This window comes from Halorubrum sp. Atlit-26R (assembly GCF_003666015.1).
GTDB lineage: Archaea > Halobacteriota > Halobacteria > Halobacteriales > Haloferacaceae > Halorubrum.
In genome coordinates, this window is record NZ_QPLT01000005.1 from 25,813 (window position 1) to 46,077 (window position 20,265).

Sequence of the window (20,265 nt, forward strand, 5' to 3'; positions counted from 1 at the left end):
ATCCGCCCTCGTCCCACAAGCTTATGCCCGGCGTCGCCGTGGAGCCGGACATGACCGCACCGTCGCTCGCGCTCGCGGGACTCGCCGCGCCGGCACAGGCCGCGCTGCTCGGCAGTCAGGTCGGCCAGCTGCTGGTCGCCCTCGTCGCCGTCGCGCTGATAATCGTCGTCGGCAAGTTCGTGCTGAAGCTCGCGTGGCGGCTCGTCACGATCGGGATCGTCGTCGTCGCCGCGTTCTACGTCCTCTCGACGCTCGGGCTGGTATAAAAAGGACGGCCGCGGGCGAGAATCGCCCGTCGACCGAGGCGACCGCGCGGCTTACTGGAACGCGGCGCCCGGCTCGGCCTCGTCGCGCTCCACCTCGGACCGCTTGAACCGCTTTTCTATCTCCTCGTAGCGTTGGCGCGTCTCGGCGGTGACGCTCGGGTTCACCTCGCTTAACGCGTCGTCGAAGTGCGCCATCGTCACGCGGACGTTGCCGACGGACTCGCCGACCTCCTCGCGCGTGACGCTGCCGATGAACTCCCGGGAGGCGTTCATCGACGCCTCGCGGGCGACCGCCTCGATGTCGGCGCCCACGTACCCCTCGGTCTTGCGGGCGAGGGCGTCGAGGTCGACGTCGTCCGCCAGCGGCTTGTGCCGCGTGTGGACCTCGAAGATCCGGCGGCGCGCCTCCTCGTCGGGGACGGGCACGTGGACGTGCCGGTCGAGCCGACCGGGGCGCAACAGCGCCGAGTCGATGAGGTCCGGGCGGTTCGTCGTCGCGACGACGACCACGTCCTCCAGCGACTCGAGCCCGTCGAGCTCCGTCAGCAGCTGGGAGACGACGCGTTCACCCACGCCGGAGTCGCCGGAGTTCTTCCCGCGCTCGGTCGCGATCGAGTCGATCTCGTCGAAGAACACGATCGTCGGCGCGTTCTCGCGGGCCTTGCTGAACACCTCGCGGACGCCCTTCTCGGACTCGCCCACGTACTTGTTCAGCAGCTCCGGCCCCTTGATCGAGATGAAGTTCGACTCGCTCTCGTTGGCGACGGCCTTCGCGAGCAGGGTCTTCCCCGTGCCCGGCGGGCCGTACATCAGGACGCCCTTCGCGGCCTGCATGTCGAGCTCCTCGAACACCTCGGGGTACTCTAAGGGCCACTGGATCGTCTCGCGGAGCCGCTCTTTGGTACCCTCGAGGCCGCCCACGTCGTCCCAGGTGACGTCGGGGACCTCCACGAACACCTCCCGCAGCGCGGAGGGCTCGATCCCCTTGATCGCCTCCTTGAAGTCCGCCTCGGTCACCTGGATGCTGTTCAGCACGTCGGCGTCGATCTCGTCGCTCTCGAGGTCGATCTCCGGGCGGATCCGCCGCAGCGCGTGCATCGCGGACTCCTTCGCGAGCGACTCGAGGTCGGCCCCGACGAAGCCGTGGGTGTTCTCGGCGTACTCGTCGAGGTCGATCCCGTCGGTCAGCGGCATGCTCCGCGTGTGGACCTGGAGGATCTCCTTGCGGCCGTCGCGGTCGGGGACGCCGACCTCGATCTCGCGGTCGAAGCGGCCGCCCCGTCGGAGCGCCTGGTCGATGGCGTCGACGCGGTTCGTCGCCCCGATGACGACGACCTCGCCGCGCTCCTCGAGCCCGTCCATCAGCGAGAGGAGCTGGGCCACGACGCGCCGTTCGACGTCGCCGCCGGCCTCCTCGCGCTTCGGCGCGATGGAGTCCAGCTCGTCCATGAAGATGATCGCGGGCGACTCCTCGGACGCCTCCTCGAACACCTCGCGCAGCTGCTCTTCGCTCTCGCCGTAGTACTTCGACATGATCTCCGGGCCGGAGATCGTGTGGAAGTTCGCGTCGATCTCGTTGGCGACCGCCTTCGCGATCAGCGTCTTCCCCGTGCCCGGCGGGCCGTGGAGCAGGACGCCCTTCGGCGGGTCGATGCCGAGTCGCTTGAACAGCTCCGGGTGCCGCATCGGCAGCTCGATCATCTCCCGGACCTGTTCGAGCTCGTCGTCGAGCCCGCCGATGTCCTCGTAGGTGACGTCCGGGCCCTCGCCCGTCCCGCCGGGGGCGTCGCCGCGGTCGGCGAGCTCCTCGGCGGAGATCTCGGAGATCGAGATGTCGGTCTCGTCGGTGATGACGACCGTGCCGCCGGGGCTCGTCTCGGCGATCTTCATCGGCACCGCCTGCGACTGCCCGCCCATCAGCCCGAAGCCGAGCGAGGTCCGGATCGTCTGCCCCTCCGTGACGGGCTGGCCGGAGAGCTTGTCGCGGATGAACGGGGCGATCTGGCCCCGCACCCGCAGCTGGCTCGGGAAGGCGATCGTCACCGCGTCCGCGCGAGAGACGTCCACGTCCTCGACGGTCACCCGGTCGTCGATCCCCACGTCGGCCTCCTGCCGGAGGCGGCCGTCGATGCGGATCACGCCGGTGCCGTCGTCCTCGGGGTAGCCGGGCCAGACGCGGGCGATCGCGGCCCCGTCGGCGCCCTCGACGCGGACGATGTCCCCGCCGGAGAGCCCGAGCTCGTCGGCCGCGACGCGGTCGATCGCCGCGAGGCGGCGGCCGGCGTCCTTCTGTTTCAGCGGCTTGACGGTGAGCTTCATCGCTCGCCCTCCACGGTGAGCACGCCGTTGTTCACGGCCGCGTCCGCGGCCGTTCCGGGCAGCTCGAACTCCGATTCGACCGGCCCGTCCGGTCCCTCCACGACGACGATCGCCGTCCCGCCGACGGTGTCGACGGTGACGGTCTCGTCGTCGACGCCGAGATCGGCGGCGACGACCCACTCGTCGTCGTACTCGTACCGACGCAGCAGCGCGCCGTCGCCGGTCGATCGGGTCTGTATGTGATTCATCCTAACTACGAGTTAGTCGCGTGGCTATTTAAACTTGACGCTCAAAATCGCATGACGTGAGTGTTTCTCTGTTCTATCGGTAGTGTAGCGGTTCGGGTTTCATTGCCCCCGATCGGTCGCCGTCCGGCGGTCGGCGCCGCGTCGTGTCTCCCGGTTCGGATCGCGGGCCCGTCTCCCGGTTCGGATCGCGGAGCGCCGACCGCGGTCCGACCCCTCGGGCGTTTATACCGCTCGGCGCCGAACCGCCGGCCATGGAACGGGTCACCCACGACGGCCGGGAGACGGCGTACCGCCGCTTCGACCGCGGCGGCGACGGACCGACGGTCTGTTTCGTCCACGGCAGCGGCGGCACGAAGGACGTCTGGAAGTCGCAGGCGCGCATCGCCGACCGGTTCCCCGGCGTCGCCGTCGACCTCTCGGGGCACGGCGACAGCGACGACGTCGGGACCCCCGCGGGACGCGAGGCGCTCGACGCGTACGCCGACGACGTCGTCGCGGTCGCGGAGGCGACCGACGCGACCGTCCTCTGCGGGAACTCGCTCGGCGGCGCGGTCGCGCTGTGGGTCGCCGTGGAGCGCGACCTCGCGCTCGACGGCCTCGTCCTCGCGGGCACGGGCGCGAAGCTCGCGGTGGCCGAGCCCCTCCGCGACGCGCTCGCGAGCGACTTCGAACGCGCGGTCTCGCTGCTCCACGAGCCGGACCGGCTCTTTCACGACGCGCCCGTCGAGTACGTCGATCTCTCGGAGGCGGCCATGCGCGCGTGCGGCCGGGAAGTCACCGAACGCGACTTCCTGACGTGCCACCGCTTCGACGTCCGGGACCGCCTCGACGCGGTCGACGTCCCGGCGCTCGCGCTCGTCGGCGCGCACGACGGGCTCACGCCGCCCGCGTACCACGAGTACCTCGCCGAGGAGATCCCGGACGCGGAGTGGACCGAGATCCCGGACGCCGCCCACCTCGCGATGCTCGAACGGCCGGCCGCGTTCAACGAGGCGCTCGCGGCGTTCCTCGACCGCCTGTAGGTCTCCGACCGCGGCGACCGGCCCGAAGCCGGTCGAGCCGCGGCGGCCGCGCAGGCACCCTTTTAGGTCGCTCGCGCGTCGCGGGGTCACATGGTCGACAGCGACGAACGAGACGCGGACGCGGGTCGGGCCGGCGACTCGGAGGAGCGGGCCGCCGCGGCGAACGCGCCCGGCGACCCCGACATCGAGGACCTGCTCGCGAAACTCGACGCGCTGCGCGACGCCGTCGACGAGGAACACGAGCGCGAGAAGGTCAGACAGACCATCTCGCTCGTCGAGCGGATGCCCGGGACCGGCGCGCTCGCCGAGCGGATCACCAAGTACACCTCCCGTGACTTGGCCGAGTCGTTCGTGGGGGCGGTGCTGTTCGCGCTCCCGCTGCTCGTCGAGGGGGGCGTCTTCGAGATCGCGGCCTGGTTCGCGGCGACGACCGTCGCCGGCGTCCCGGTCCTGTTGATCGGCCACGTCGGGTTCATCTTCCTCGCGACCGCCGGGCTCCTCTACTTCGCCGACTTCCGGCAGATCGCGATCCGACACCCGATCTTCGGCCTCATCCCCCGGCGGTACGCCGGCGTCCTCCTCGTCTCGCTGACCACGTCGGCGACCATGCTGCTGTTCTGGGGCCGGCTTCACGAGGGCGACCCCACCGCGGTCGAACGGGTCGGTCGGATCGCGGTCGTCTGGGCCGCGGCGGCGTTCGGCGCCGGGCTGGGCGACATCCTCCCGGGCGAGTCGCAGGGCGAGGACCTCGGCAAGTTCGACCTCGACATCGGCGACGACTGAGCGGGCGATCGACCGACTCGAAGCCGGAGACCCGATCCGCCCTTTCCACAGCTTTTTCGCCGCGGCGACCCTACCTGTGTCCATGTCAGCGCTACGCGACGCGCTCCGGGACCTCCCGGACGCGGTGTTTGCGGACTTACTCGAGTCGGACGAGGGGTACGTCCTCGTCGTCGACCTCCCGGGCGCGACCGCCGAGACCACCGAGGTGCTCGTCGAAGACGGGCGCATCGACATCGAGGGGCGCCGCGAGAAGGCGGTTCCCGACGGGTTCGAGTACGTCCGCGAGGACCGCCCGCTGTTCCTCGACGCGGAGCTCCCCCTCCCGAGCGACGCCGACGGCGCGGGCGCGGACGCCGAGATCGACCGCGGCGTCCTCGAGATCTCGCTGCCGAAGCGGGAGCGGGAGGTCTCCAGGACCATCCCCGTCGACGACGCGGACGACGAGGGCGACGCCTGACGGGTGGTCACGCTGGTCAACCTTCGCGCCTACTGGCGGTTCGTCGTCGTCCTGCGGCAGTTCTCGCCGCTCATCATCGCCTACTGGCGTGACAGCCGGCGGTACTTCCTGTTCGGCGGGAGCCGCGAGGTCGACACCGAGACGCAGCGCGAGCGCGCCGCGGTGCTGCTCGACATCCTGCTCACGCTCGGCCCGACGTTCATCAAGCTCGGGCAGATCCTCTCGACGCGGCCGGACATCCTCCCGCCCGCGTACATCGAGGTGCTGGAGGGGCTCCAGGACGACGTGCCCCCCGCGCCGTGGGAGGAGTCGAAGGTCGTCCTCGAAGACGAGTTCGGCCCGGTCGACGAGACGTTCGACGACTTCGACCGCGACCCGATAAGCGGTGCGAGCCTCGGGCAGGTGTACACCGCCACCTACGAGGGCGACGACGTGGCCGTGAAGGTGCGCCGCCCCGGCATCGAGTCGCTCGTCGAGGCCGACCTCCGGACGATCCGCTGGTCGATCCCGCTCGTCAAGCGGTTCACCGGCGCCGGCCGGGCGTTCTCCTTGGAGAACCTCGCCGACGAGTTCGCCAAGACGATCCGCGAGGAGATGGACTACGAGCGCGAGCGGACGATGCTCGAGGAGATCCGCGGGAACTTCGCGGACAACGATCAGATCCGGATCCCGGAGACGTACGAGGCGGTCTCCGGCCCCCGCGTGCTCACGATGGAGTACGTTCCGGGGACGAAGATCAGCGACATCGACGCGCTCGACGAGGGGGGACACGACCGGACGCAGATCGCGGAGACGCTCCAGGAGGTGTACCTCCAGATGATAATCGAGGACGGCGTGTTCCACGCCGACCCCCACCCGGGGAACCTCGCGGTCGCGGACGACGGCGCCGTGATCTTCTACGACTTCGGGATGGCGGGCCGGGTCGACCCGTTCGTCCAGGAGAAGATCGTCGAGTTCTACGTCGCGGTCGCGCGCCAGGACATCGACGCAATCCTCGACACGCTGATCTCGATGGGGACGCTCTCGCCGGAGGCCGACCGCGAGGTGATGGGCAACGTGATGGAGTTGGCCATCGCCGACGCCAGCGGCGAGGACATCGAGCAGTACCAGGTGAACCAGATCATCGAGCAGGTGGAGTCGACCATCTACGAGTTCCCCCTCCGACTGCCGCCGAACCTCGCCTTGGTCCTCCGCGTCGCCACCGTCGTCGAGGGCGTCTGCGTCACCTTGGACCCCGAGTTCGACTTCATCTCGACGGCGACCGACTACCTCCGCGAGGAGGGGTACTACGAGCAGACCGCCCGAGACCTCGCCGAGGACGCCGGCCGGCAGGTGCAAAAGACCACCGAGGCGCTGTTCACGGTGCCGCCGAAGGCCGACGAGTTCCTCGACCGCGCCAACCGCGACGACCTGACGGTCAACGTCGTGCTGGAGGACGACACGAACGTCTTAGAGAAGCTGGCGATGCGGATCGCCTACTCGGTGCTGCTCGCCGTCGGCGTCCTCTCGGCGACGATCCTCTACTCGTTCGCGGAGAACTGGCGGCTCGCGCTCGTCGTCCTCGCCTTGGCCGCGCCGCTCGCGATCGCCCTGTACCGGTCGTTCCGGAAGAAGCGCGGGCTCCGGACCACGCCCCAGTTCACCAGGCAGGGGATGAAGAACCGGCGCGACGACTGACTCGCGGCGTCACGCGCCGACGACCTGAATCGGCACGAGGAGGAAGCAGAGCGCGCCGACGGCGAACGTGGCGAGGCCGACCGCGAGCCGCGGGAGCCCCACGCCGTCCTCGTCCGTCGGGTCGGCCGGGCCGTTGAACGCGATCACCGTCGCGAACACGCCCCAGAACGCCCACAGGCCGACCGACTCGTTCAGTCCGAGCCCCCGCCAGAAGTGGAGGTACGCGGCGATCCCGAACAGCGCGCCGGGGACGAGCGCCGCCACCGTCTCCTGTCGCGGCCCGAGCATCGCCCGGACCATGTGGCCGCCGTCGAGCTGGCCCACCGGGAGGAGGTTCAGGAGGGTGAAGAACATCCCGACCCAGCCGCCGATCACGACCGGGTGGGCGGTGAGCCGCGGGTCGCCGTAGCTCGTCGGCTGGCCGAGGACACCGGCGATGAGGTCCAACAGCGGCGGGTTGTTGAACCGGATCACCGAGCCGGACGAGCTCGCGAGCTCCGCCGGCACCTGAATCGGGTCCAAGGAGAGGCCGACGGCGGTCACGACGACCGTCGCGACCAGCCCCGCGATCGGTCCGGCGGCGCCGATGTCGAAGAGGACCTTCCGCGAGGGCATCCGTCCGCGAATGCGGATCACCGCCCCGAGCGTGCCGAACGGGAAGATGAAGGGGATGACGTACGGGAGCGAGACGGGGACGCCGTGGTAGCGCCCGGCGGCGTAGTGACCGAGCTCGTGGGTCATCAGGACGCCGAGAACGGCCGCGGTGAACGGCCACGCCTGAAGCAGCGAGAGGGGGTTCGACTGGATCTCCGCGAGCGGCACGTAGTACCAGCCGTACGCGCCGACGAACAGCGTCGACAGTATCGTGGCGGCGAACATGGCGACGTTCACCCAGGGGATCCCGTCGCGGCCGCGGTCGAACGGGGTCGCGACGACGACGTGGCCGCCCTCGACGACCTCGACGTCGACCTCGTAGCCCGCCTCCCGGAAGTGCGGGGTCAGCTTCCGCAGTAGCGTCCGCTCCGGGACGTACGACTCGCCGCGGTACCGCACGCGGCCGTCCTCGCGGCGGACCTCGTCGATCCGGAAGAACGTCCGGAGGGGCTCCGGACGCGGCGCGCCGTCGCCGGCCGCCGCCGCGTCCTCGTGTTCTGACATCGCCTCGTCGTAACTGGTCGGCGAGTATAAACCCCGCGTCGGCGGGCGAGCGAACCGGAAACGGGGGGACCGGTCGTCCGCTCGGTTCGTGAAGCGGACGCGTGCGCGGTCAGAAAGCGCGAGTCGGGGACCGAACCGCGGGATCCGGTGCGGCGGTGCGTGTCGGGGGCGGTGCTGCGAGCGTCGGTCGACGGAACGAGGCCCTCAGGCGGGCTCGACGCGCCAGGTCGTCGCGCCCGTGTACGACCACTTCTCGACGGTGAGCTCCGTCGCGGAGTCGCGGAGCTTCACCATCAGGGCGCCGATCTCCTTCGGCGAGAGGTCGACGTCCTCGGAGATGAACTTTCCTTTGAAGTACATCTCGCCGTCCTGCGCGCGGTCGAGCAGGTACTGCTTCAGCCGCTCTTCCTTGCTGCGGTCGTCGTTCGCGCTCGCGTTCGTGGAGGGGTTCGCTGTCGCGCTCATGGTACACCCCACGCTTGCCGCCGGAGGGTGTTATAAAGGCGACACCGTTGGGCGACGTTCAGGGGGTTTCAGGGCGTTTCACCGACCCTACCGAGCTAAAACGTGTCTGACGGACTCTTTATAACGGTTCTAAAACGCTGTAGACATTTTATAATCGAATCTGAGTGTGTTTCTGCTGCTGACCACTCGGTAAACGAGTCACCCGTCCCCGCCGCGTTTGCCGGCCAATTAGCGGCAAAGTAATCCGGATAACACCGTCTCGGAGCGCCGGCGCGCGCCTCGCGCGCCTCCTCTCTCGGGCCGTCCGCGGTCGCGATCCGGGGTCCGAATCCCCTCGGCGCGCCGACTCGAACTCCCTTCGCGGGCCGGTCAGTCCCGCCGGTGGACCCAGAACGTCTCCGACTCCGTCGCCTCCTTCTTGAATATCGGCACCTCGTCTTTCAGCCGGTCGATCCCGTCCTCGACCGTCCGGAACGCCTCCCGGCGGTGCCCGGCGAGGACGACGACGAACACGATGTCCTCGCCCGCCTCGATCACGCCCGTGCGGTGGTGCATCCGCACGTCGAAGACGCCGTCGCGCTCCGCGAGTTCGTCGGCGATGGCGTCCATCCGTTCCGCCGCGACCCCCTCGTACTTCTCGAACGCGAGGTGCGTCGTCCGGTCGTCGTCCGGGGCGTCGCGGGCGCGGACCCGTCCGGTGAACGTCGCGATCGCGCCCGACCGGTCGGCGTCCGCAGACGCCTCGACGCGGTCCACCAGCGTCTCGCGGGTGATCCACGGCTCGGCCGCGTCGAGGTCGGCGACGAACCCGTCGAGGTCGACCTCGTCGGGCCCGTCCGCGGTCGCGAGGACCGTTCCCGGCACGCTCTCGGGATCCGGGTCGGCGCCGAGGAGGACCGCGGGCACGCGCAGCCGCGACTCGCCGACCGCCACCAGGTAGTCGTGGTCGGGGGCGAGCCCGTCGAGCAGGTCGTCGAACCCCTCGACGTGCCCCCGCCCGCGCCAGTTCCCGTCCGCGTCGAACGCGATCGCTGTGTCGGCGTCGGGTCGTCGTTCGAGGGCGGTACCCTCGCCGTCGACGATCCCGCCGTCGGCGGCCGGGTCGCCCCGGTCCGGTTCGGCCGGATCCGGTTCGCTCGGGCCCTCTCCGTGCCGGTCGTCGTCGCGTTCCACGACGGCGACCCGCCCGTCGAGCCGCGCCGCGAGCCGCCGGGCCAGCGCCGGGGCCCCGTCGCCGACGATCGATATCGGTCGCATACCCGAGAGCGGGCCGCGACCGGCTTAGGCGTTTCCCGGTCGACCCGCCGACGCGGATCCGCGACCCCGTACCGAGGCCGCCGCGTCCGGGCTTGACAATCCTTAAGACCGCGACAGGGGTACTCGTCGCCAATGAGAGTCGTCGTTTCTGTCGGCGGGAGCGTGCTCGCGCCGGACCTCGACCCCGAGCGCGTGGCCGCCTACGCCGAGGCGATCGAACGGCTGGCGGCCGACGGCTGCGAGGTCGGGGTCGTCGTCGGCGGCGGCGGCGTCGCCCGCGAGTACATCGAGACGGCCCGCGAGATCGGGGCCAACGAGGTCGAGCTCGACCGACTCGGCATCGGGACGACCCGGCTCAACGCCCGGCTGCTGATCGCCGCGCTCGGCGACCGCGCGAACCTCGCGCCCGCGACCGACTACGACGAGGCGGGCGCCGCGCTCCGCCGCGGCGAGGTCGCGGTGATGGGCGGGGTCACGCCCGGACAGACCACCGACGCGGTCGCGGCCGCGTTCGCCGAGTCGGTCGACGCCGACCTGCTCGTGTACGCCACGAGCGCCGACGGGGTGTACGACGCCGACCCCAACACCGACCCCGACGCGGCCCAGTTCGCGGAGCTGTCGCCCGCGGAGCTGGTGGATATCGTCCTCCCGATGAGCCGCGACGCCGGCGCCTCGGCGCCCGTCGACCTGCTCGCCGCGAAGCTGATCGACCGGGCCGGCATCCGGTCGATCGTCCTCGACGGAACAGACCCGACCGCCGTCGTCGACGCCGTGTTGCGCGGCGACCACACCGGGACCGACATCGTTCCCGACGACGGCGGCGAACCGAGCTACTGGACGGGGGAGCGATGAGCGCGGACGACGACTCCCCGCACATCCTCTCCGAACAGTCGGCCTCCGGCGAGGAGGGGGGAGAAGCCGGGGCCGTCCCCGCCGACCGCGAGGGCGACGGCTTCCACGCCTTCTGGGCCGACGTCGTCGCCGACGAGGTCGAGGCGCGCGACCCCGACGAGCCGATCGTGATCAAGGGCGGCGTCTCTCCCTCGGGCGTCGCGCACCTCGGCAACTTCAACGAGATCATGCGCGGCTACTTCGTCGCCGAGGTGCTGCGCGACCGCGGCCACGAGGTGCGGCAGGTGTTCACCTCCGACGACAAGGACCCGCTGCGGAAGGTGCCGCGCAAGTTAGCGAACGCGGACGGCGAGATCGTCGGCCTCGGCGAGGTCGACGCGGGCGCGCTCGGCCGCAACCTCGGGAAGCCGTACACGTCGATCCCGGACCCGTTCGGCGAGGCCGAGTCGTACGCGGCCCACTTCGCGGGCCTGCTGAAGGCCGACGCCGACCGCCTGAACGTCCCCGTCGAGATGCTCTCGAACACCGAGCTGTACGCCGACGGGACGTTCGACGACGCGGTCCGGACGGTCCTCGGCGACGTCGAGCGCGTCCGCGAGGTGCTCTCGCCGTATCAGGACAAGGTCGACGACGAGTACGTTCCGTTCAACCCCGTCTGCGAGGCGTGCGGGAAGGTCACGGAGACGGTGACGGGAATCGACCTCGACGCGGAGACCGTCGACTACGTCTGTACCGACATGGACGCCGGCGGCAACACCATCGAGGGGTGCGGCCACGAGGGCACCGCGACGTTCCGCGAGGGGAAGCTCCCGTGGCGGTTAGAGTGGCCCGCTCAGTGGGGCGTCCTCGGCGTCGACTTCGAGCCGTTCGGGAAGGACCACGCGGAGGGGTCGTGGCCCTCCGGGGTCGACGTCGCGCGGAACGTCTTCGGCGAGGAGCCGCCCGTGCCGATGGTGTACGAGTGGTTCACGCTCAACGGCGAGGCGTTCTCCTCCTCGGAGGGGAACGTCGTCACGGTCCAGGAGCTGCTTGAGCTCATCGAGCCCGAGGTGCTGCGCTACTTCTTCGCGCTCCACCCGAAGAAGGCCCGCGACCTCGACGTCGAGCGCCTCGACCAGCTCGTCGACCGCTTCGACCGGTTCGAGCGCGCCTACTTCGGCGAGGTCGACGACCCGGACCTCACCGCCTTCGCCGAGCGCGCCTACCCGTTCGTCGTCGGGCGACCGGACGACCCGCCGACTGAGAAGCCGATCCGGCTCCCGTACACGTTCGCGGCGGTACTCGGGATGGTCGACGACCCCGACTTCCGCGAGCGGCTCGCCCGCGACGAGGGGCACATCCCGGACGACGCCGCCGACGACGCGGTCGACGCCGCGCTCGCCCGCGTGGAGCAGGCCCGGAACTGGGCCGAGCGGACCGAAAACGAGTACGACTACCGCCTCCAGACCGACCTCCCCGCGGTCGAGTTCGACGAGGACGTCGCGGCCGCGCTCGACGACCTCGCCGACTTCGTCGCGGCCGGCCACGACGGCGAGGCGATCCAGGGGGCGATGTACGAAACCGCCCGCGACCACGGCGTCGAGGTGAGCGACTTCTTCGCGGCGGGCTACCGCCTCTTCTTCGACGACACGCAGGGGCCGCGGCTCGGGGAGTTCCTGGGCGAACTGGAGCGCGACTACGTCGTCGACCGGCTCCGCCGGGAGGCGTAGATGCCCGAGGACCGCTCGCTCGACGAGTTCGCCCCCGGTGACGGGGACGCCGATTCCGACGCCGTGGACGCTGCGGAGGCCGTGGACGCCGATTCCGACGCCGCGGAGGGCCCCAACGCCGCGGACGACGCCGCGGACGCCGCCGACGATTCCGCCTCGGACGACGTGAACTCGGACCCACCGAGCGGTCCGAGCGATGTCGCCGACCCGGCCGCCGTCGACCCCGCGGCCGCCACCTCGACGTGGCACGCGGACGGCGCGGCGTGCGACCGCTGCGGCGAGCCGGTCGAGCGCCGCTGGCGCGACGAGGACGACTTCGTCTGCGCCGACTGCGCGTCGTGGTGACCCGCTTTCTGCGATCGGACGCGACGGTCAAAATTTAAGCCGACGGCCGTCGAGGAGTTGCTCGCGAAGAAAATTCGGCGAGTACAAGTTAAATATAAATGAAGTTTAATCCGGAACTGATATACGGGCGGTCTGCGGCCGCTCTCACGGCGGCGTACCTCTGTCTCGGAGCGCTGTTCGCGGTCGCGGTTCACCTCGCGGTCGCGTCGGCGAACGGGACCGCGGGAGGGTGGGCGCCGACGCGACTCGTCGGGGACTTCCTGCTCGTCGCCGGGTCCGGCGGACTCCTCTACGGCGCGGTCACGCACCACCGGCGGCGGGCGGAGACCGCCAGACGGGACCTCGAAACGTCCAACCAGCAGCTACAGGTGCTGAGCCGGGTGTTCCGACACAACGTCCGCAACGACCTCAACGTGATTCAGGGGTACACCGACCTGCTGGCCGACCGGGTCGACGACGAGCGGGGCCAGGAGTGCCTGGAGACGATCCGGCAGACGACCGACGACGTCATCGCGATCAGCGAGAAGCTCCGGGTGATCGAGGACGCGTCGCCCGAGCGGCCGGACGGCCGCGTTAACCTCGTCGACGCGGTTCACGAGGCGATCGGGGTCCTCGACGACGACGGCACCGCGGTCACGGTCGAAACCCCGTCCGAGGCGTGGATCCGCGCGGACGATTCCGTCGAGTTCCCGATCCGCGAGGTGTTCGAGAACGCGGTCACCCACAACGACGGCGCGACGCGGCGCGTGGCGGCGACGATCCGCGAGAACGGGACCACCACCTGCTTGGAGGTCACCGACAACGGGCCGGGGATCCCGCCAGACGAGCGCGCGGTGTTACAGGCCGAAGAGGAGACGCCGCTCTCGCACGCGAGCAGCATCGGGCTGTGGCTCGTCAAGTGGATGTGCGAGACGCAGGGGGGGACCGTCCGGTTCGAAGCGACCGACGACGGCACGACGGTCCGGCTCCGCTTCGAGTCCGCGGCGCCGCCTAATCCAGCTCGGTGATCGTCACGGCGTACACCGCGCCGCAGTTCCCGCATTCGACGTGGACCCCGCGGCTCGCCTCGCCGCGGGTGAACTCGGAGATCTCCTCCGAACAGGAGCACTCGAACTGGACTTTCATTATCCGTTCTGCGCGCTGCTGGTATTTAAAAGAAACCGATGCGGAATCAACGGTGAAAACCGGCGATCGCGGTACCGCGCCGCACGCCGTTCCCTCGGTCAGGGGCCGCGCTCGGCGTCAGTCGTCGTCGACGATCACTTCGACGGGGCCGTCCCCGTCGTCCGCGGCGTCCTCGTCGGCACCGCCGGACGGATCGGCCCCGACCGACTGCTGCTGCTGGTAGTAGAGCCCGCCGGCGACGGCGAGGACGAGCCACGACCGCCAGTTGGCGAGGTTCAGCGTGTAGCCGATGCCGAACGGCTTCTCGACGAGCATCCCCTTGCCGGGCTGCCAGTACGACGAAAGCAGGCGCCCGAGGCTCGGGCGCTCGAAGTTGTACGGGATTCCGAGAATCTCTCCCGACGACGGTTTGTCTCCCATGCCCGGTACTCTATCCGCTGGCACCATAAATCGTGGCGCCATCGGACGCCGATCGCGGCGGGGAGCGCAGCCGCGCCGACGCCGCAGCCGGCGGCGCCGGAGACCCTCAGCGATACCGGCCGCGGTCCGCCACGTCGCGAAGCCGTTCGAGGACCTCGCCGTCTCCGACCGCCTCGTACCCCGATTCGAACGCCGCGATCAGCGGGTCCGGGTCCGTCGCGGTCACCCGGATCGACCCCTCGAACACGTGGAGGTCCATCGCGTGGTCCTCGACGTGACCCGTGTGGTAGCCGAGCCCGAAGTCGATGAGGTACGTCTCCGGCGCGGGGGCGGAGTCGCCGCTCTCTACCCGCCCCTCGACGCCGTCGGGGGACACGCGCACGTTCCGCGTCGTCGGGTCGCCGTGGACGATCCCCGCGCCGTGGAGCCGCGCGAGGTGCCGCCCGACCGCTTCCGTCGCGCGCTCGTCGAGGGCGGTCGCGAGGTCGCGGTCGCCGACGTACTGGAGCGTCAGCGTCGCGCTGGCGAGGTCGACGTCGGACACGAGCGGCGTCGGCACGCCCGCGCGCCGCGCCTCGCTCGTCAGCCGCGCCTCCGCGACGGTCCGGTCGCGCCTGAGCGTCCGGTCGAGTTCGGGGTGGCGATACGACTTCTCGACCCGCCGCTTGATCACGCGGCGGTCGCCGCCCGTCCCCTCGAACGTCACGGTCGCCTCCGCGCCGCGGCGGTCCGCGTCCGGGTCGCGCGCCGCACTGCCGGACGCGTCGCCCCCGCCTCCCCGCGCGACCGACTCTCCCTCTCGCCACGTCACCGGCACCTGATCCGGCCGGAAGTTCGGGTCGACCGCGGACTCCGCGATCGGAACCGTGTCCCCGGCGGCGGCCATCCTCGCACCCAACACGGCGATCATCCCCGCGTTGTCGCGGAGGAAGCGCGGCTCCGGGGCGAAGAAGTCGGCCCCCCGGGCCTCGCACATCGCCGCCAACATCTCGCGGAGGCGGTCGTTCTGCGCGACGCCGCCGCCCAGCACGAGCTCGTCGGCGCCCGTCAGCGACAGCGCGCGCTCGGACACCTCCGTCAGCATCGCGAAGGCGTGCTCCTGGAGCGAAAAGCAGATCTCCTCGACGGGGACCCCGTCGTCCGCGGCGTCGTTGGCGGCCGAGCTGATCCCGGAAAACGAGAAGTCCATCCCCTTGACGACGTACGGCAGATCGAGGAGGTCGGCGTCGGCGGTCTTCCCGTCACCTTCACCGCCCCCCGCGGCCGCCGCGAACTCCGCGGCCGCCGCCTCCACCTTCGGGCCGCCGGGGTGGCTCCACCCGACGTGGCGCGTGAACTTGTCGATCGCGTTGCCCACGCCGGCGTCCATCGTCTCGCCGAGGACGCGGTAGCGCCCGTCGTGGTAGCCGAGCAGGTGCGCGTTCGCACCCGAGGCGTTCAGGCAGACGGGATTGTCGAAGCCGGACTGATGGCGACCGATCTCGAGGTGCGCCACCATGTGGTTGACGCCGACGAGGGGGACGTCGAGCGTCCCGGCGAGCGATCGCGCCGCGGTCCCGACGATCCGGAGGCAGGGGCCGAGCCCGGGCCCGCGGGAGAAGGCGACGGCGTCGACCGCGTCCGGGCCGTGTTCCGCCTCGGCCGCGCTCAGGACGCGGTCGACGACCTCCGGGATCGCCTCCGACATGTGTTCGGCGGCCTCGCGCGGGTGAATGCCGCCGCTGTCCGGCTCGTAGGGGTCGGATTCGATGAGAACGGAGTCGGTCTCGGCGTCGTACAGCGCGGCGCTCGCGCACCACGCGGTACCCTCGATGCCGAGAACTCGCATCCGGCGGGGTTACGCTTCCTCGGCGTCCGCCTCGTCGCCGCCGATCTTGTTGCGTTCGAGCATGTGGTCCTGTTCGACCTCCAGCGCGTCGGCCGCGGAGTCGTACACCTTCGCGTAGCCGATCGTCTTGCGCATGCCGAACTTCGTGTCGAGCTCGTGGACGACGACCTCCTCGGAGTCCTTGTCGAGCTTGGCCGCCAGCGAGTCGCGGACGGAGAGCCGCGAGGGGGTGGCCTCCTCGTGGGTCGTCTCGAAACGGATGTCCGTGCGGTGCAGCATCGGGTTCTCCTCCTCGGAGATGATATCGACGTCCATGGTTCAGTTGGGCGTATATCCCCTCGAAAGCTGTAAAAGGATTTCGAAGCGGGGGTGTCGCCGCCGAACTCCCCGCCGACCGTCGACCGAGCGCCCCGTTCGGCGTCAGTGTTTCAGTCCTGCGGGCCGTGGGTTTCGTTACCACCCGAATGCCCGACGACGACGGATTCGACCCGACCGAGCGCTCCGAGTACGAACTCACCAGATCGGCCAACATCATCGTCCCGATGCCGCTCCTTCGAAAGGCCCGGGTCTGCGGCGCGCTGGCGCTCCTCGGCTCGCTCGCCGCCCCCCTCGTCGCGACCCTCCCCGCGGCCGTCCGAGAGGCGAACTTCGCGGGTCCGCCGGCGACGACTTCCCTCGGCGTCGCGGCCGTCGCGCTGGCCGGGACCGTCGCCGCCGGCGGGGCCGGCCTCGGGCTCGCCGCGCTCCAGCGACGCCTCGCGCGCGGTCCCGAGCCCGCGGACGACGCGGTCTGGACGCTCCTCGCGGTCGAGGACGCGCTCACCGGGGTCGGGTTCGTCACCGGCGGGCTCGGGGTCGGCGTCGGCCTCTCGCTGCTGGCGAGCGGTCACTGGGGCGTCGAGGCGCTCGACGCGCTCCGACGAAACGGCGTCGAGCCGTACCTCTCGCTCTCGACGGTCCCGGTAACGCCGCGGTTAGTGACCGCCGTCGCGCTGGCGGTCGGCCTCGCCGTCCTCGCGGCCACCGTCGTCGTCGACCGCGAGTGACGCCGATCGACCGGCGAAAACTCACTCCGCGTCGGCGCCGCCGGCCCCGTTCGGGTCGACGCCGAGGATCTCGTACGCGGCCGCGACGTCGCCCGCCAGGCCCTCGAACAGCTCCCGGGCCCGCCGCCGCGTCTCGGGCGTGACCGCGACGCGGACCATCCCCTCGCCGGGCTGGCCGTAGACGACGGTCGACCCGAGCGGCGCCGCGAGCATCGCCGGCAGCGCCGCCAAGTCCTCCTCGCCGGTCACCTCGATCGTCACCGGCTCGTCGGCCGCGAGCGCCTCGGCGAGCGCGTCGAGCAGCGCCGCCGACAGCGCCGCGGCCGGGTTCTCGACGGGAACGCGCCGCTCGTCCGTGGCCGACAGCGTGGTCGCGATCTCCTCGCGGACGGCCTCGCGCTCCGTCTTCCCGTCGACCAGCGCGGCGTCCGGGACGCGGCCCGCCTCGCGGAGGTGATAGGTGACAACGTCGCCGACCGCGATCAGCCGCGGGGGACCCTCCGCGGGCGACGCGTGTCGCTCGCGGGTCTCGTCGGCGGCCGCCAGCAGCGCCTCGGCGTCGGTCGTCACCGGCCCCAGCGGCTCCTTGAACGCGTCGCGCAGCGATTCGGGCAGCGTGAGAAGCGGGTCGGACGGACCGTCGGATGAGTCGCTCATCGGTTTCGTTCGGCCTCAGTGCGGACGGTTACCGGACCTTGAGCGCGTACGCGCCCGCCTCGGAGACGTTCATCTCCTCGGCGATCTGGCTGTCCTCGGGATCGGTGATGATGACGTAGCCCGCCCAGTCCTCCGTCAGCGACGACGACCCGCAGAGCGCGCAGGTCTGGGCGTCCGGGTCGTTAACGTGGTGGCACTCCCGACACGCCAGGCGGTCCTCGGCCATCAGTCGGCCTCCTCACCGGTCTGTTCGCGGTGTTTCCGCTGGCCCTCCAGCCACTCGTGTTTGCCGAGGCCGGGCTGTTTCGCCGTGAGCCCGATCTTCGAGTCGCGGGGGTTGCGCTCGTCGATGCTCTTCGTCACGACGCGGACGCGCACGGCGTCGTCGACGCCGAGCGTCTTGTCCGAGTCCGACGAGGCGAGCTGCTGGTTCGCCCCGTCGAACGTGAGGTATTCGTCGGTGATCTGCGAGACGTGGAGCAGCCCGTCCACCGGGCCGATCCCGACGAAGGCGCCGAACTCGACCGTCTCGACGACGGTGCCGTCGGCGACCTCCTGCATGTCGGGGTCGTAGGTGAGCGCGTCGAACTCCGCCTCGTAGTAGACGCCGGGACGGTTGTGTAACACCGCCCCCTCGCCGATGTCGTGAACCTCGATGACGCTCACGACGCTGCCGACGTCCTCGTCCATCCGTCCTTCCAGCTTGTCTTGGAGCAGGGCCTTCACCCGCTCGTCGGTGACGTCCGCCAGGTGCTTCGGCGGGACCTCGACCGTGTCCTTGAGTCGAACTCGTTTGTACATGTTGTTGGTTGTCCGCGGCCGCTAGGGTTCCGTTATCGCCAGTGTGTTCCGACCCCTTAAACCGATTACTGGTGCGCCCGCCTCCAGCACCCGGTTCGCGAGGGGCCCGTCGACCGTGACGACGGCGTCGACCCGGTCGGCCGCGGCCAGGGCGACGAGCGCGTCGTCGGCGTACGATTCGTCCGTCTCCACCGCCTCCGCCCGCTCCGCGAGGTCCGCCCCGACGCTCGCGGCGGTCGCCTCGGCGCCGTTGCCGCCCTGGAGCCCGTCGAGCTCCGCGAGCACCGCCGTCGGCACGACGGCCTCGTAGCCGCCGAGGAGCCGGTCTAACTCCTCGAACAGCCGCAGGTCGGCCTCGACCGGCGCCATCAGCGCGCTCGCGTCGAGCGCGACGACGGGGGCGCCGCCGGAGCTGTTCCCCGCGAGCTCCTCGGTGCGGGCGTCGCCCGCGGGCGGCGACTCCGAGCCGTCCGCGCGGGCGTCGTCGGCCACGTTACGTCAGGGTCCCGACGCCGATGAGCCGCCAGCGCGCGCCGACGCGCCGGTTGATCGCTATCTGGGCGCCCTCCTCGGCGCAGACGGGCCGCTTGAGGCTCACCTCGCACTCGCCGTCGCGCGCGCTCGTCACGGCGCCGACCGTCGTCGCCGTGCCGACCGTGAGCATCAGCGGCTCGCCGGTGCTGATCTCCTCGATGTCGCTCTCGCCGCTCTCGTCGTCCTCCTTCCCGACGACGCGGTCGAGGAGGTCGACTTTCATCTCGAACTCCTCGCGGGTCGGCGGGAGCGTGCCGGGCTCGCCGGCGACCTGGCCGGCGAGCGCGTCGCCCTTCGTCAGGCTCGGGTCGAGCCCGGTGCCGACGCCGAGCAGGCCGCCGGGGTGGGCGGTCTCGACGTCGCGGTTGCCCGCCTGAAGCGACCGGACGGTCGTCTCCAGGGGGCGCCACTCCGTCTGTCCCTCCTCGTCGACCTCGCGGCCCGGTCGGATCTCCAGGCCGTCGCCGACCGACAGCTCGCCGCTGACGAGCGAGCCGCCGACGACGCCGCCCTTGAGGTCCTCCGCGCTCGCGCCCGGCCGGTTGATGTCGAACGAGCGGGCCGCGTACATCCGGGCGCTCTCGCCCGGGTCGCGGTCCGGCGTCGGGATCTCCGTCTCGATGGCGTCGATGAGGAGATCGAGGTTAACCTCCTGCTGGGCCGAGACGGGGACGATCGGCGCGTCCTCCGCGACGGTGCCCTCGACGAACTCCTGGATCTGCTCGTAGTTGTCGACGGCGCGGTCGCGGCTCACGAGGTCGACCTTGTTCTGGGCGATGACGATGTTCTCGATCCCGATGAGGTCGAGCGCCATCAGGTGCTCTTCCGTCTGGGCCTGCGGGACGTCCTCGGTCGCGCTCACGACGAGGACCGCCCCGTCCATGATCGAGGCGCCCGAGAGCATCGTCGCCATCAGCGTCTCGTGGCCGGGCGCGTCGACGAACGACACGGTCCGGATCGGCTCGCTCTCGGAGCCGTCCTCGCACTCCTCGTCGACGGTGTAACACTCGGGCGCGTCGACGCCGGGGCAGCGTCGGAACGTCGCGTCCGCGTACCCCAGCCGGATCGAGATACCGCGTTTCATCTCCTCGCTGTGCTGGTCGGTCCACGAGCCGGACAACGCCTGTACCAGCGTGGTCTTCCCGTGGTCGACGTGACCGACGAGACCGATGTTCACCTCCGGTTGTGTGTTGGCTTCAGTCACTGTTGGACCTCCTAACGGAGTAGTCTTACCCGAATTTCGCCCCGTGCGAGTGATAAAGTTGCTGTTATAGTGGCGTCAGCACGGCCGACGAC

24 protein-coding genes are annotated in these 20,265 nt (G+C 70.7%); 10 read left to right on the forward strand and 14 right to left on the reverse strand.

Annotation, left to right across the window (positions count from 1 at the left end; all coding sequences use genetic code 11):
• The first annotated feature begins 23 nt into the window (after positions 1-23).
• Entirely contained in the window at positions 24-266 is a 243-nt protein-coding gene (locus DVK07_RS07050; protein ID WP_121596396.1) for a hypothetical protein, read from the forward strand.
• A gap of 51 nt (positions 267-317) precedes the next feature.
• On the opposite strand, the gene DVK07_RS07055 is transcribed toward DVK07_RS07050, so the two are convergent.
• Both DVK07_RS07055 and DVK07_RS07060 read right to left on the reverse strand, forming a co-directional pair.
• Positions 318-2,585: a CDC48 family AAA ATPase gene (locus DVK07_RS07055; RefSeq protein WP_121596397.1), complete on the reverse strand. Its 2,268-nt coding sequence runs from the start codon at positions 2,583-2,585 to the stop codon at positions 318-320.
• The gene (locus tag DVK07_RS07060; protein ID WP_121596398.1) at positions 2,582-2,833 is read right to left on the reverse strand and encodes an Hsp20/alpha crystallin family protein; all 252 of its coding nucleotides are present in this window, start codon (positions 2,831-2,833) and stop codon (positions 2,582-2,584) included. Before DVK07_RS07060 ends, DVK07_RS07055 begins: the two co-directional genes overlap by 4 nt.
• A gap of 251 nt (positions 2,834-3,084) precedes the next feature.
• Between DVK07_RS07060 and DVK07_RS07065 the strand changes: the two genes are divergently transcribed.
• From DVK07_RS07065 to DVK07_RS07080, 4 genes are all read left to right on the forward strand, one after another.
• The gene (locus DVK07_RS07065; RefSeq protein WP_121596399.1) at positions 3,085-3,855 is read left to right on the forward strand and encodes an alpha/beta fold hydrolase; all 771 of its coding nucleotides are present in this window, start codon (positions 3,085-3,087) and stop codon (positions 3,853-3,855) included.
• A gap of 90 nt (positions 3,856-3,945) precedes the next feature.
• On the forward strand, positions 3,946-4,638 hold the full coding sequence (locus DVK07_RS07070) for a DUF2391 domain-containing protein (RefSeq protein WP_121596400.1): 693 nt from the start codon (positions 3,946-3,948) through the stop codon (positions 4,636-4,638).
• A gap of 82 nt (positions 4,639-4,720) precedes the next feature.
• Positions 4,721-5,095: an Hsp20/alpha crystallin family protein gene (locus DVK07_RS07075; protein ID WP_121596401.1), complete on the forward strand. Its 375-nt coding sequence runs from the start codon at positions 4,721-4,723 to the stop codon at positions 5,093-5,095.
• 3 nt (positions 5,096-5,098) lie between these two features.
• Positions 5,099-6,772, forward strand: coding sequence for an AarF/ABC1/UbiB kinase family protein (locus DVK07_RS07080; RefSeq protein WP_121596402.1), 1,674 nt, complete (start codon positions 5,099-5,101; stop codon positions 6,770-6,772).
• A 9-nt stretch (positions 6,773-6,781) separates the two neighbouring features.
• On the opposite strand, the gene DVK07_RS07085 is transcribed toward DVK07_RS07080, so the two are convergent.
• From DVK07_RS07085 to DVK07_RS07095, 3 genes are all read right to left on the reverse strand, one after another.
• Positions 6,782-7,930, reverse strand: a complete 1,149-nt coding sequence (locus DVK07_RS07085; RefSeq protein WP_121596403.1) for a site-2 protease family protein — start codon at positions 7,928-7,930, stop codon at positions 6,782-6,784.
• A gap of 204 nt (positions 7,931-8,134) precedes the next feature.
• On the reverse strand, positions 8,135-8,395 hold the full coding sequence (locus DVK07_RS07090) for a hypothetical protein (protein WP_004597322.1): 261 nt from the start codon (positions 8,393-8,395) through the stop codon (positions 8,135-8,137).
• A 369-nt stretch (positions 8,396-8,764) separates the two neighbouring features.
• The gene (locus DVK07_RS07095) at positions 8,765-9,652 is read right to left on the reverse strand and encodes a molybdopterin synthase (RefSeq protein ID WP_121596404.1); all 888 of its coding nucleotides are present in this window, start codon (positions 9,650-9,652) and stop codon (positions 8,765-8,767) included.
• 132 nt (positions 9,653-9,784) lie between these two features.
• Here DVK07_RS07095 and pyrH point away from each other — a divergent pair, with 132 nt between their 5' ends.
• The 4 genes from pyrH to DVK07_RS07115 all read left to right on the forward strand — a co-directional run bounded on the left by pyrH (position 9,785) and on the right by DVK07_RS07115 (position 13,565).
• Positions 9,785-10,504: a UMP kinase gene (gene pyrH / locus DVK07_RS07100; RefSeq protein ID WP_121596405.1), complete on the forward strand. Its 720-nt coding sequence runs from the start codon at positions 9,785-9,787 to the stop codon at positions 10,502-10,504.
• On the forward strand, positions 10,501-12,213 hold the full coding sequence (gene lysS, locus DVK07_RS07105; RefSeq protein WP_121596406.1) for a lysine--tRNA ligase: 1,713 nt from the start codon (positions 10,501-10,503) through the stop codon (positions 12,211-12,213). Before pyrH ends, lysS begins: the two co-directional genes overlap by 4 nt.
• The gene (locus tag DVK07_RS07110; RefSeq protein WP_121596407.1) at positions 12,214-12,558 is read left to right on the forward strand and encodes a hypothetical protein; all 345 of its coding nucleotides are present in this window, start codon (positions 12,214-12,216) and stop codon (positions 12,556-12,558) included.
• Between the two features lie 98 nt (positions 12,559-12,656).
• Positions 12,657-13,565: a sensor histidine kinase KdpD gene (locus DVK07_RS07115; RefSeq protein WP_121596408.1), complete on the forward strand. Its 909-nt coding sequence runs from the start codon at positions 12,657-12,659 to the stop codon at positions 13,563-13,565.
• Here the strand turns inward: DVK07_RS07115 and DVK07_RS24185 are convergent.
• The 4 genes from DVK07_RS24185 to DVK07_RS07130 all read right to left on the reverse strand — a co-directional run bounded on the left by DVK07_RS24185 (position 13,549) and on the right by DVK07_RS07130 (position 16,246).
• The gene (locus DVK07_RS24185) at positions 13,549-13,683 is read right to left on the reverse strand and encodes a hypothetical protein (RefSeq protein ID WP_008847522.1); all 135 of its coding nucleotides are present in this window, start codon (positions 13,681-13,683) and stop codon (positions 13,549-13,551) included. The genes DVK07_RS07115 and DVK07_RS24185 overlap by 17 nt on opposite strands.
• Positions 13,684-13,800: 117 nt before the next feature.
• The gene (locus tag DVK07_RS07120; protein ID WP_121596409.1) at positions 13,801-14,103 is read right to left on the reverse strand and encodes a DUF5808 domain-containing protein; all 303 of its coding nucleotides are present in this window, start codon (positions 14,101-14,103) and stop codon (positions 13,801-13,803) included.
• A gap of 106 nt (positions 14,104-14,209) precedes the next feature.
• A complete protein-coding gene (locus DVK07_RS07125; protein ID WP_121596410.1) occupies positions 14,210-15,931 on the reverse strand; it encodes a bifunctional N(6)-L-threonylcarbamoyladenine synthase/serine/threonine protein kinase in 1,722 nt (573 codons plus the stop codon).
• A gap of 9 nt (positions 15,932-15,940) precedes the next feature.
• The gene (locus DVK07_RS07130) at positions 15,941-16,246 is read right to left on the reverse strand and encodes a 30S ribosomal protein S24e (protein ID WP_004597313.1); all 306 of its coding nucleotides are present in this window, start codon (positions 16,244-16,246) and stop codon (positions 15,941-15,943) included.
• Between the two features lie 149 nt (positions 16,247-16,395).
• On the opposite strand from DVK07_RS07130, the gene DVK07_RS07135 reads away from it, so the two are divergent.
• Positions 16,396-16,977 carry a hypothetical protein gene (locus tag DVK07_RS07135; protein ID WP_121596411.1) on the forward strand — a complete coding sequence of 194 codons (582 nt, stop codon included), beginning with the start codon at positions 16,396-16,398 and terminating at the stop codon, positions 16,975-16,977.
• Positions 16,978-16,998: 21 nt separating this feature from the next.
• Here DVK07_RS07135 and DVK07_RS07140 read toward each other — a convergent pair whose 3' ends face one another.
• From DVK07_RS07140 to DVK07_RS07160, 5 genes are read right to left on the reverse strand one after another with little or no spacing between them, the layout of a single operon-like run.
• Positions 16,999-17,634 (reverse strand): GTP-dependent dephospho-CoA kinase family protein, encoded by a 636-nt coding sequence (locus DVK07_RS07140; protein ID WP_121596412.1) that lies wholly within the window; start codon positions 17,632-17,634, stop codon positions 16,999-17,001.
• Between the two features lie 28 nt (positions 17,635-17,662).
• Positions 17,663-17,860: a transcription elongation factor subunit Spt4 gene (gene spt4 / locus DVK07_RS07145; protein WP_017343864.1), complete on the reverse strand. Its 198-nt coding sequence runs from the start codon at positions 17,858-17,860 to the stop codon at positions 17,663-17,665.
• Positions 17,860-18,435 (reverse strand): DNA-directed RNA polymerase, encoded by a 576-nt coding sequence (locus DVK07_RS07150; protein WP_004597309.1) that lies wholly within the window; start codon positions 18,433-18,435, stop codon positions 17,860-17,862. Before DVK07_RS07150 ends, spt4 begins: the two co-directional genes overlap by 1 nt.
• A gap of 21 nt (positions 18,436-18,456) precedes the next feature.
• On the reverse strand, positions 18,457-18,927 hold the full coding sequence (locus tag DVK07_RS07155) for a PIN domain-containing protein (RefSeq protein ID WP_121596413.1): 471 nt from the start codon (positions 18,925-18,927) through the stop codon (positions 18,457-18,459).
• Position 18,928: 1 nt separating this feature from the next.
• Positions 18,929-20,173 carry a translation initiation factor IF-2 subunit gamma gene (locus DVK07_RS07160; RefSeq protein WP_121596414.1) on the reverse strand — a complete coding sequence of 415 codons (1,245 nt, stop codon included), beginning with the start codon at positions 20,171-20,173 and terminating at the stop codon, positions 18,929-18,931.
• Positions 20,174-20,265 lie beyond the last annotated feature (92 nt).